Genomic DNA, 11,025 nt, shown 5'->3' on the forward strand with positions numbered 1-11,025 from the left:
GCTAACTGTGTTTCTAACAGTTGAACTGTTTCGAGTTGTTGTTCTAACTGTTTTTGTAACTGTTGATAATCTTCAGTTGAAACCATTTCGGCTAACTGTGTTTCTAACAGTTGAACTGTTTCAAGTTGTTGTTCTAACTGTTTTTGTACCTGTTGATAATCTTCAGTTGAAACCATTTCGGCTAACTGTGTTTCTAACAGTTGAACTGTTTCAAGTTGTTGTTCTAACTGTTTTTGTAACTGTTGATAATCTTCAGTTGAAACCGTTTCGGCTAACTGTGTTTCTAACAGTTGAACTGTTTCAAGTTGTTGTTCTAACTGTTTTTGCACCTGTTGATAATCTTCAGTTGAAACCGTTTTGGCTAACTGAGTTTCGAGTTGGGAGAATTTAGCGAGTTGTTGTTCTAAATTGTTAATCGTGTTTGCTTGTTCGTCTGACTGACGTTGAAGCGTTTGATAGCGTTCTTGGAGTTGAACAAAAGCAGTCGTATCTTGATTTTCAGAGGGGTGACTGACTTCGCTTTCGACTTGGGGAGCAACTGAGTTTTCATCGGAACTCACTGCTAAATTGACTGTTTTTGCTTCTGTATTTGTCTCTAGTGTAATTGTTGTTTCATTACCGCTCCCAGAAACATCAAACTGACCTCTAGCAATACGTTCAACAAACTCAGATCGAGATAAACCAAGCTCTCTAGCAATGTCACCCAATCGCTTTGCTCCAGTTGGAGTCAGAGATACCCCGACTTTTACCTTGCTTTCTGAATACAAGGTTGGAACACCGCGTTTTTTCTTTCTTGACATTGCTTTCTCCTCAGCATTTTAACTTTAATACTGTATTCAAAGTATAGTTGCTGATGGGGATCAAAGATTTCTAAGATTTGTAACAACGAGAGAGTCATTTCTTAACCCGAACAAAAGGTTTCCAATTGGATTGAGTCGGTTTAGGCTTGACTGGAAACACTTGCAGCGCATCGTTGGCGACAGACACTTGAACTCGCATTCCAATGGATAAAGCCGCTCCTGCTTTGGTTCGAGCCACCAGTTCTCGTCCAGAGGGAACTTGTAAACAATAGTGAAGTTCTCGTCCTAAAAATTGACGATCTCTTATGATCACAGGTGCATCTTCATCCGGTTGGAGAATAAAATCTTCTTGACGCACCATCAGTTCAACTTGCTCTAAATTGTTGCCATTGCCATTAATTACATTACTATTAATCGCAAAACATCCCAGTTCAGTTTCCCAAACATCACCCCGACGTTGAGCGGGGATAAAGTTAGCCTGGGTGACAAATTCAGCGACAAACCGAGAAGCAGGTTGTTGATAAATTTCTTCAGGAGTGCCACATTGTTCTAAACATCCAGAACGCATCACCGCCACCCAGTCGGAAATCGAAAGCGCTTCTTCTTGATCGTGAGTCACAAATATGGCTGAAGTTCCCGCCGCTTTGATAATTTCTCGCAACTCTTGGCGGAGTCGATGACGAACTTGAACATCAAGATTACTCAACGGTTCATCGAGAAGCACTAAAGCCGGACGAGGCGCCAACGCCCTCGCTAAAGCCACTCGTTGCTGTTGACCCCCGGAGAGTTCGTGAGGATAACGTTCTCCCAAACCCGACAACCCCACTAAAGCGATCGCCTCAGCCACTCGCTGTTTCACTTCGCTACTTGACTTTTTATTGCGACTTTGTAAGCCAAAAGCGACATTTTTCTCTACACTCAAATGAGGAAATAGCGCGTAGTCCTGAAACACCATGCCCACATCTCGCTGTTCTGGAGGGAGCCAACAGTCGGGACTGGCAACGACTTGTTCAGCGATTTTAATCGTTCCGGCTTGCGGTTGTTCAAATCCAGCAATCATTCTCAATAGTGTTGTTTTCCCGCAACCCGATGGCCCTAACAACCCTAAGATGTCCCCTTGGTCTAATGTCAACGTCACCTTTTGAACCGCCGGGATATCTTGGCGCGAGAACTGCTTGCTGACTTCTTCTAGATGTAAAATAACAGACTGACCCATGTTTAACTTGATTAACCCAACTCCTCTATCTAGATTAGCTTATTGCCATTTTAAATCAAAAAGTCCCTATTAATACTACTCTCTTTTTAAGATATCTTCTCATTAATATGCGGTAAAGTTTTGTAAACTGTGTTACAAGACCAGAGAAACCGGGTTTCTCAACCCAAAATTAGGCTGTAAGCTGATGGGAGTTACCAGAAACCGGGTTTCTGATATTGTTAACCAAATTGAGTAAAAAAATGTTTCGGGTTTTTCGCTTTAACGCTTGGACAGCTTTTGTAACGGTTATCGCCCTGCTGATCGCCAGTCCAGTTTTATTTGTTCTCAGCAGTATTTTCACCAATTCTAGCCAAGTTTGGAGTCATTTAGCGGCGACGGTTTTACCGGGTTATCTCAAAAACTCATTGCTTCTGATGTTAGGTGTGGGTTTAGGAGTTTTTCTCATTGGTGTAGGAACGGCTTGGCTGGTAACAATGTGTCGCTTTCCGGGAAGTCGTTGGTTTGAATTTCTGCTATTACTCCCCTTAGCAGCACCAGCCTATATATTAGCCTATGTCTACACCGAATGGTTAGAATTTTACGGCCCGGTTCAAAGCAGTTTAAGGGCTATTTTTGGTTGGACTGCGGTGGGAGATTATTGGTTTCCGAGTATTCGTTCTATTGGAGGGGCGATCGCTCTTTTAATCTTAACCCTTTATCCCTACGTTTATCTATTAGTAAGGGTATCCTTTTTAGAACAAGCAACCTGTATGTTAGAGGCTAGTCGTTCCCTCGGTTGTAACCCTTGGCGCAGTTTTCTAACCGTTGCTTTACCCCTGGCTCGACCTGCAATTATGGCGGGTTTAGCTTTAGCCTTAATGGAAACCTTAAATGATTTTGGCACCGTTCAATATTTTGGTGTAGATACATTTACAACTGGCATTTATCGGACTTGGTTCGGCATGGGAGAACGGGTCGCAGCCGCCCAACTTGCAGCCGTTTTGATGCTGTTTATCTTAGGATTAATTTTACTCGAACTTTGGTCACGTCGTCAAGCCAAATATTATCAAAGTAACAGCAGATTTAAACAGTTAAATCCCTTTCAACTCAAAGGAATCAGAGCAGTTTTAGCATTTTTTGCTTGTTGTATTCCGGTGTTTTTAGGGTTATTCCTTCCCGGAATATTACTTTTAAAAATGACACTAGAAAATCTGCAAACTCTCTTTGATAAACGCTTCTTTGAGTTTGCCGTAAATAGCTTACTGGTCGCGACAATTACCGGAGTTTTAGCGATAGTGATTGCTTTAGTAATGGCTTATGGAGTCCGACTAAAACCCAGTCTAGGAATGCGGTTATCTGTACAAATTTCGGCGATGGGTTATGCTATACCTGGTTCAGTCATTGCAGTCGGAACTTTAATTCCTTTAGGTCGGTTTGATAATGCTATTGATAGCTTTATGCGCTCAACATTTGGCATTTCAACGGGGTTGTTATTGAGTGGAACCATTACCGCTTTAATCTTTGCCTATTTAGTACGATTTTTAGCCGTTTCTTTTGGTGCAGTCAACTCCAGTTTGAGTAAAATTAAACCCAGTTTAGATGATGCAGCCCGCAGTTTAGGTCACAACCCAACCAGTACCTTAGTCAAAGTTCATACCCCGATAATGTGGGGCGGTTTATTAACAGCAGGAATGCTAACGTTTGTTGATGTAATGAAAGAATTACCTGCAACTTTAGTCGTTAGACCGTTTAATTTTGATACCCTCGCAGTACGAGTTTATAATTTAGCCGCAGATGAACGTTTAGCCGAAGCCGCAGGGCCAGCTTTAGCTTTAGTTGCAGTGGGAATGCTTCCGGTGCTTTTTATGAGTTTAAAAATTGCTCAATCTCGTCATAATTCTGTTGATTTATAGTTGTCTAGCAAGTGAGAATAAGCAGATATTGATCTGGATAAATTCACCACAAAGACACAAAGACACGAAGATTTTATCTGGGTGTTGTCTATGTTGAGTTAGACAAGAAAGATTTATAGATAGAAATTGAGGTAAACTAAAGTAGGATGGGTGAAAATCAATAACTAAACTGGCCCATTCTGTTGCGCCTAATTTTTACCGATTTGTAATCAAAGAGAGAAACCGGGTTTCTCCTACGAAACCGGGTTTTTGGAGATTAACGTTAGGTTTGGGGATATGTTACTGATTTTTACCGATTTGGATGGAACGTTACTCAACTCGGATGATTATGGCTATGAGGCGGCTTTACCTGTCCTTAAACAACTGCAAGATCTGAATATTCCTGTTATTCCTGTTACCAGTAAAACTCGCTCTGAAGTTGAAGTTTTACGCGAAAAAATCGGATTAACCGATGCGTTTATTGTGGAAAATGGGAGTGCAGTTTTTATCCCGATTTCTCAACAAAATTTAGCTTCTCCCCAAACTAAAAATTGGGGAGATTATGATTTAATGCAGTTTGGCTTTTCCTACACAGAAGCCCGTCAAGGACTCAAGGCTGTAGCAGAGGCTTTAAATCAACCGTTAACAGGGTTTGCAGACTTAACTGAAGCCGAAATTCATCAGTTAACAGGTTTAGCCCCAGAAGATGTAAAACGGGCGAAAGATCGGGAGTTTACTGAACCTTTTATTACCCCGAAAAATTTTACCAGTTTAGAGATTGAACAAACCGTAAACCAGTTAGGATTTCAGGTGGTTGTGGGAGATCGTTTTTCTCATTTAATTGGTCAAGAAGCGGGGAAAGGAAAAGCCGTGCAATGGCTGATTCAACAATACCAAAATCATCAACCGGATGCTAAAATCATTACAGTGGGTTTAGGAAATAGCCCGAATGATTTAGCGATGTTAGAAGTTGTCGAAATTCCTATTATTATCCCTGGGAAAAAAGGCCCTCATCCGGGTTTAGAAAATCGGGGTTGGGAAGTCGCCAGCGCATCGGGTTGTCAGGGCTGGGCGAATGTAGTTAGAGAAATTAGCAAGCGTCTAAATATCAACTTAAATTAACCGTTTGTTGTTGCGATGCACGCGCATAAGATAGGGCTTTAGCCCTACAACAAATTGAATGATATCCCCCTTAAAAGGGCTTGGCTAAACAACTCTCTGCATTAAATTGAAAGCGATTAGCGGCGTTAGTTTCACCGTATAAATTAAACGTAAAAGAAGGTTCATCGCCAACCGCTTCAATATGATGAATGGCATCAGACGTAAAGCTAATAATTTCCCCTTCCTTGAGAATTTTTTCTCCGACTTTTTCGATTTGATCGGGAAAATCTGTAGACGGTTGACGCTTCCAAAAGACATTTTTTTGTTGTCCTTTTAACACTGCGACAATTCCCCAAGTGCCATGATTATGAATGGGAGAACCTCGACCCGGTAAAACCGTTTCTGTTTGTACAGTGAGGGGAAATCCTATCTCATCATACAACATAATAATTGAAGTTCCTGTTTTAGTACAGGGTTCAGGAACTTGGGTTCTCAACCAATAGGAATTGGTGATTAATTGACGAACTAAACGACGTAAATCGGGTAAAAAATCAATCTCTGTCTCACCTTTTTCAGTAGATTGATTAATCCCATCTTCAATTTCAGTCAGAAACCGATGTAAGCGATACTCACTTTTAAGTAAATCCCAATCTCTGGCTGATTCACAGGGTAAACACTGACCATCTTCCCTCACCAGCCAATCCCGATTATTCATAGAATTTCCTTTCAAAAAATAAATAAAAACTTCAGGTGGCTGTTAACAGTGAACCGTTTTCAACAATTAGTTTAGGTTAACGTTTCCTCACTCTTATATCTTAAGACGATAATCTTCAGATGCCTAATTTTTTTACAATCATTTTACGAATCGTTTCAGCCGTTGCGGGGGCTAATAAAACGCCATTGCGATAATGTCCAGTTGCTAACAAAATATTTTCATATCCTGACAAATATTCAATAATCGGTGCAGGTTTTCCATCAGGACGCGGACGCAACCCCGACCATTGACGAATGATTGTTGCTTCCGATAACGCCGGACAAAGCCGAATTGCCCCTTCTAAAACGGGATTAATTTGGGTTTGATCGACTACAATATGATCATCATTCCCTGGAAATTCAACCGTTGCACCCACCCAATATTCAGCGTTTCCAAGAGGTACAATATGCACATCATCCCCAGTAATGACAGGTTCTAACTCTCCCAAAGGTTGAGACAATTTCAACTGTACAGCTTGTCCAAGAACCGGACGAATGTTAATCGATTTTTGATGATTTTCTGTGGGAAGAATCGGTGTTGTTCCCAGTCCTGCGGCGATAATGATCCAATCAACATTTATTTCTCCAGCCGTCGTAAATAGTTGCGGACAAATGCGTTGAGTTTCGGTTGTATTAACCGTTTGAAATGCTTCTACTTTGACCCCAAACTGAAAGTTAACGCCGTTGTGTTCAGCAGCATCAACTAATGCTAAAGTTAAGGCAGTCGGATCAACTTGTCGATCTTGAGGAGAATAAATAGCTGCAATAATATTTTCACAGTTAATTTGAGGATAGTTGGATTGAATTTGAGCGACATCTAACTGTTGTAAATGCCAGCCTTGAGTTTTGCGAATGTTAATGACTTCTTCCCATTTCTGCAAATCTTCTCCCACAAAACACAACATTAAAATGCCTTGACGGTTAAACAAAATCGAACGACCTGTAATATTTTCCAGTTCAGGAATTAACGTTTCATAACGCTTGATACTGGTTTCTCGCATTTGCCAAGCCCGGCCTTTTGTTTTGTGGCTAATCGCTCCCATTAATACCCCTAAAGCCGCTCCTGTGGACGCTTTGCCGGGTGGCTGTTGATCAAGAACTGTTACCGTGAGTTGAGGAATTTGGCTCAGTTCATAGGCAATAGTCGCCCCAACAATTCCACATCCAATCACAACAACATGAGTCATATTATTTTAAATTTTGCTTTGTTTTTAATTTAAAAAATCAACAATTAACCGCAGAGTCAAACCGATCAATACAGGAGATTCCTATTTCTTGTATTCACCGATATTCATCTGCGGTCAAAGGTTTAATCGTGTTTTACGCTTGAGGAACTAAATCCAAGAAAGCATTGAGATCTTCCAATGCCCCTTGATAATTCAATGAAGCTTGAGAAAGATTTGCTTTTTCTGCCGCTTCTCCAATTTGAAGTAAATGTTCAAACACTTCTCGGCTTAATTGTCGGGCGGGAGGTTGATCATCTGGGAGGAGATTTTTGATTAAATAGTTCATCTCCTGAAGCAAACTTCCCATAGGGCCATGAACAAAATTATTCACCTCAACCCATTTCCGATTATTAATGTAAGCAGGTAATTCACTGGTCATGCGATCGCGCAACCCGATAAGATCAGACTGGTATTTCTGAATTTGTTGGAGTTGAGCCTCGCTGTAAGTTGGGGGTTCTTTAACTTGTGGAGAACCACAACCGACGATAAACGCCATGACAAACGCCAATAGGCAAGACAAAATAGAACGATAACGTTTCATAGCTCAAATTTTTATCAATGTGACATCCTCTACCCGATCTATTGTTGCAGAAATTGCGATCGCCGTGAATAGGGAATAGTTTACACTCACCTAATGTAGGGGCGGGTTCTGTCAAAATGTCTGTCTCTCACTGACAACCTGCATAAACCCGCCCCCTGACACTCACCAGTGAATGCAGGGGTGGGTTCTGTCAAAAATGTATGTTTCTCACAAATAACCTAAATCAACCCGCCTCTACATCAGTTAGGTAGGTTGATATAAATTGTTTGTGGGAAAACACCCATCTGTTGAGAACCTCCTACATCAGTGATAACGGTTCACTGTTTTGGGGTTTTAAACTGCTTTTCAACTATACTAACCACCAGATCTCTGGGAACAAAGCGTGAGATATTGGCAATAATGTGATTTCCAAAACCCCCTGTGACTAAAGTTGACTGATTTTTCTCTAACGCCTTCAGTGCTTCTACAACCACTTCCTTCGCTGTTACCAGTTTTCCACCTCCCCCCAAGCTTGAGGGAAACTCAGCCGCCTCAAAAAAGTTCGATTCTGTTGGCCCAGGACAAAGCGCTAAAATATGAATGCCTGCATCTTGATTTTCTGCCCATAAAGCCTCGCTGAAGTGCAGAACAAAGGCTTTTGTGGACGAATAGATCGACATATAGGGAATGGGTTGATAGGCGGCGATGGAGGCAACATTAATGATCGATCCTGAACCTCGTTGTTGCATCGGTTTCAAGAACAGGTGGCTCAGTTCAACCAATGCGATAACATTGAGTTGGATAATCTTAACCTGTTTTTGTAGATCTCGTTCGACAAACAGGCCGTAATCTCCTAAACCTGCATTATTTACTAAGAGGTCTATTGTGATTCCTTTTTGAGTCACTTCGTCAAAAACCGCTTGGGTTGCTCCGGGTTCGGTGAGATCTTTGGCAATAACTTCGGCTTTGATCTGATGTTTTTCCTGAAGTTGTTGGGCGAGTTGATCGAGTTTTTCTTTTGAACGTGCCACTAAAACAAGATTAGTTTTACGGGAGGCTAACTCACGCGCAAAACTTTCACCAATACCAAAGGAAGCTCCTGTAATTAATGCAGTTTTCATTAGATTTGAGTTTTTCTAGTTCGCTTTTAAAAATTTTAACACCCTAACAATTGAGGAATTTTACCTAAGAAACACGATGACAGACACATTCTTGAGAAATAAACAATGGTTTTTTGATCGTTGGGCGCCCAGTTATGATTGTTTGCTGACAACGATATTTTATCAAGCGGTTCATAAGCGGTTGTTAGACTATGCTGAACTCGGCGATCAAGCCAATATTCTCGATCTCGGCTGTGGGACAGGGCGCTTGTTGGATCGGATCGCCAAACAATTTCCTACCGTAACCGCAACCGGAGTCGATCTGTCGAATGAGATGATCCATCAAGCGCGATCACGCAACCGTTACCCCCAACGCCTGAGTTTTACAACAGCAAATGTGGAGTCTCTCCTCTTTGCAGAACATCAGTTTGATGCGGTATTCTGTACAATTAGTTTCTTACATTATCCTCATCCTCAACAAGTTTTTGAACAAATTAACCGGGTTTTACGTCCGGGTGGGTGTTTTTATTTAGCAGACTATCAGGCTAACGATCAAACTCGCCAAGCCCTAGTTCCTGTTTCTCCGGGTGGACTGCGGTTTTATAGTCGAGTACAACGGGCTGAATTTGGTCAAACAGTGGGATGGTATTGTCAAGGTCATTATCATTTGTTGGGGCCGATTTTGCTGACAAAGTTTCTGAAATTTAATGGAGAAAATAACACAGGATTAAGACCTTGATAAAAACAGAGAAAATTATGCTAAATTCAAAAGAATATCCTCAATTTCTTTCTTTAAAAACCAGGAGATCCCCCAATGACTACTCCGGCTCGTGTTGTTCAAATCGCCGCCAATGAAGTTGGATATACTGAATATCCCCCCGGTAGTAATTCCACGAAATATGGTCAATGGTATGGAATGGATCACGTTCCTTGGTGTGCAGTATTTGTCTCCTATTGCTGTGATCAAGCCGGGATTTCTTTACCCATTCGGACAGCAAAAGGATTCGCTTATTGTCCAGATGGAGTGCGATGGTTTCAATATAAAACTCAGTGGTACTCTCAACCGCAAGTCGGGGATTTAGTGTTTTATTGTTGGCGAGGCGATGGCATTGCCGATCATATCGGTATTGTTGAGTCGGTGAACCCGGATGGCAGTATTATTAGTATTGAGGGAAATACAGGAACTGGCAATGATTCTAACGGCGGACAAGTGATGCGGCGGCGGCGTGATCCAGGGTCGTTTTTAGGTTTTGGTCGTCCCTATGCGATCGCTTTACCGATTCCTCAACCGTCTATTTCTCAACCCGATAAAGAGAAACAGATTGAGAAAGAAACAACAACAAATTTACCTCAGAAACCGTCTCAAGGAACTCAAACCGCTCCTGAATATCATACTCAATTGATTAATCAGTTATTAGGGAAAGAAAAAGTAAATTAACCCAGAATAAAGTGTCTAGAGTAGAAGAAATTTTAGCCTTCTGGTTTGGCAGTCCCAAACAGTCAGATTACGGTAAACCTCGTCAAGCTTGGTTTCAGAAAAATTCAGCGTTTGATGAACAAATCAGAAACCATTTTTTAGCAGATTATGAATTAGCCGCCCAAGGTCAACTTGATTTTTGGAAAGAATCACCCGACAGTTGTTTAGCATTAATTTTGCTCTTCGATCAATTTCCGCGTAATGTATTTCGAGGTCAAGCCCAAGCGTTTGTTACAGATACGAAAGCTTTGGAAATGGCAAAATACGCCGTCAGTCAAGGGTTTGATCAGGCAATGTTACCTGTACAACGTTGGTTCATATATTTACCGTTTGAACACAGTGAAAATTTAGCCGAGCAAGAAAAATCTGTTGAGTTAATGCAACAACTGAGTGATGATCCTGATAGTCAATCATCGATTAATTATGCCATTCGTCATTGGGAAATCATCAAACAATTTGGACGTTTTCCCCATCGAAACGAAATTTTAGGACGAGAAAGCACACCCGAAGAAGAAGCATTTTTACAACAACCCGGCTCTTCATTTTAAGATGAAATCCTTAAATGTTTGGTTCCGATAATTGATAGGGAGACAGACAGTAGGATTGACATACTCCCCATTTCTAAAGAAAGGGGATTCTCCAAGCCTCACGGCTTTGGATTACTGATTCATTGACAACCCTTACAGCAAGCTAGTTTCCTAACCTACTCTTTGAGGGGTGAGTCTCCCCAGTCGTTCATCCCATTTCAGAGATAGTTTCGGTATGCCCTACCGTACTTGAGAAAAAAATGCTTTGTTCTCTGTACTTGGTGCTTTAAGGTTTTATATGGCCAAAGCATTTCTTGCAAGAACCCCATCCCTTAAGTTTTCAAGGTTAATTGCATCGATTAGATGCTGGGTTTTTCAACTGGTTGAATACCCTGCCAGTAGAGTTATTATAGCATTAGAAAGAGCCTTATATC

The 11,025-nt window shown here is 41.3% G+C and carries 10 protein-coding genes and 1 pseudogene; 5 read left to right on the forward strand and 6 right to left on the reverse strand.

The features are described 5' to 3' along the window. Window positions 1–800: pseudogene (locus tag WN50_RS24310) on the reverse strand (CopG family transcriptional regulator); the annotation flags it as partial. A 94-nt stretch (window positions 801–894) separates the two neighbouring features. Then, window positions 895–2,016: an ABC transporter ATP-binding protein gene (locus WN50_RS24315; protein WP_046276549.1), complete on the reverse strand. Its 1,122-nt coding sequence runs from the start codon at window positions 2,014–2,016 to the stop codon at window positions 895–897. A gap of 239 nt (window positions 2,017–2,255) precedes the next feature. On the opposite strand from WN50_RS24315, the gene WN50_RS24320 reads away from it, so the two are divergent. After that, window positions 2,256–3,908, forward strand: a complete 1,653-nt coding sequence (locus tag WN50_RS24320) for an ABC transporter permease (protein WP_046276550.1) — start codon at window positions 2,256–2,258, stop codon at window positions 3,906–3,908. 276 nt (window positions 3,909–4,184) lie between these two features. Next, complete coding sequence (locus WN50_RS24325; protein ID WP_046276551.1) at window positions 4,185–5,009, forward strand: HAD-IIB family hydrolase; 825 nt, start codon at window positions 4,185–4,187, stop codon at window positions 5,007–5,009. Between the two features lie 70 nt (window positions 5,010–5,079). Here WN50_RS24325 and WN50_RS24330 read toward each other — a convergent pair whose 3' ends face one another. The 4 genes from WN50_RS24330 to WN50_RS24345 form a co-directional block, all read right to left on the reverse strand. Beyond that, window positions 5,080–5,703: a cysteine dioxygenase family protein gene (locus WN50_RS24330; protein WP_046276552.1), complete on the reverse strand. Its 624-nt coding sequence runs from the start codon at window positions 5,701–5,703 to the stop codon at window positions 5,080–5,082. 115 nt (window positions 5,704–5,818) lie between these two features. Next, a complete protein-coding gene (locus tag WN50_RS24335) occupies window positions 5,819–6,928 on the reverse strand; it encodes an NAD(P)/FAD-dependent oxidoreductase (RefSeq protein WP_046276553.1) in 1,110 nt (369 codons plus the stop codon). Between the two features lie 133 nt (window positions 6,929–7,061). Next, window positions 7,062–7,508 carry a photosystem II protein PsbQ gene (gene psbQ / locus WN50_RS24340; protein ID WP_046276554.1) on the reverse strand — a complete coding sequence of 149 codons (447 nt, stop codon included), beginning with the start codon at window positions 7,506–7,508 and terminating at the stop codon, window positions 7,062–7,064. 317 nt (window positions 7,509–7,825) lie between these two features. Then, window positions 7,826–8,608: an SDR family NAD(P)-dependent oxidoreductase gene (locus tag WN50_RS24345; protein ID WP_046276555.1), complete on the reverse strand. Its 783-nt coding sequence runs from the start codon at window positions 8,606–8,608 to the stop codon at window positions 7,826–7,828. Between the two features lie 76 nt (window positions 8,609–8,684). Between WN50_RS24345 and WN50_RS24350 the strand changes: the two genes are divergently transcribed. The 3 genes from WN50_RS24350 (at window position 8,685) to WN50_RS24360 (ending at window position 10,612) form a co-directional block, all read left to right on the forward strand. Beyond that, window positions 8,685–9,326: a class I SAM-dependent methyltransferase gene (locus WN50_RS24350; protein WP_046276556.1), complete on the forward strand. Its 642-nt coding sequence runs from the start codon at window positions 8,685–8,687 to the stop codon at window positions 9,324–9,326. Window positions 9,327–9,401: 75 nt separating this feature from the next. Continuing rightward, the gene (locus WN50_RS24355) at window positions 9,402–10,025 is read left to right on the forward strand and encodes a CHAP domain-containing protein (protein WP_046276557.1); all 624 of its coding nucleotides are present in this window, start codon (window positions 9,402–9,404) and stop codon (window positions 10,023–10,025) included. 11 nt (window positions 10,026–10,036) lie between these two features. Then, a complete protein-coding gene (locus WN50_RS24360; protein ID WP_046276558.1) occupies window positions 10,037–10,612 on the forward strand; it encodes a DUF924 family protein in 576 nt (191 codons plus the stop codon). Window positions 10,613–11,025: the final 413 nt, after the last annotated feature.

It is taken from the genome of Limnoraphis robusta CS-951 (assembly GCF_000972705.2).

Excerpts from the sequence above, each read along its gene's own strand:
- WN50_RS24315 (WP_046276549.1), bottom strand. The coding sequence starts at position 2,016 with ATGGGTCAGTCTGTTATTTTACATCTAGAAGAAGTCAGCAAGCAGTTC.
- WN50_RS24320 (WP_046276550.1), top strand. The coding sequence starts at position 2,256 with ATGTTTCGGGTTTTTCGCTTTAACGCTTGGACAGCTTTTGTAACGGTT.
- WN50_RS24325 (WP_046276551.1), top strand. The coding sequence starts at position 4,185 with ATGTTACTGATTTTTACCGATTTGGATGGAACGTTACTCAACTCGGAT.
- WN50_RS24330 (WP_046276552.1), bottom strand. The coding sequence starts at position 5,703 with ATGAATAATCGGGATTGGCTGGTGAGGGAAGATGGTCAGTGTTTACCC.
- WN50_RS24335 (WP_046276553.1), bottom strand. The coding sequence starts at position 6,928 with ATGACTCATGTTGTTGTGATTGGATGTGGAATTGTTGGGGCGACTATT.
- psbQ (WP_046276554.1), bottom strand. The coding sequence starts at position 7,508 with ATGAAACGTTATCGTTCTATTTTGTCTTGCCTATTGGCGTTTGTCATG.
- WN50_RS24345 (WP_046276555.1), bottom strand. The coding sequence starts at position 8,608 with ATGAAAACTGCATTAATTACAGGAGCTTCCTTTGGTATTGGTGAAAGT.
- WN50_RS24350 (WP_046276556.1), top strand. The coding sequence starts at position 8,685 with ATGACAGACACATTCTTGAGAAATAAACAATGGTTTTTTGATCGTTGG.
- WN50_RS24355 (WP_046276557.1), top strand. The coding sequence starts at position 9,402 with ATGACTACTCCGGCTCGTGTTGTTCAAATCGCCGCCAATGAAGTTGGA.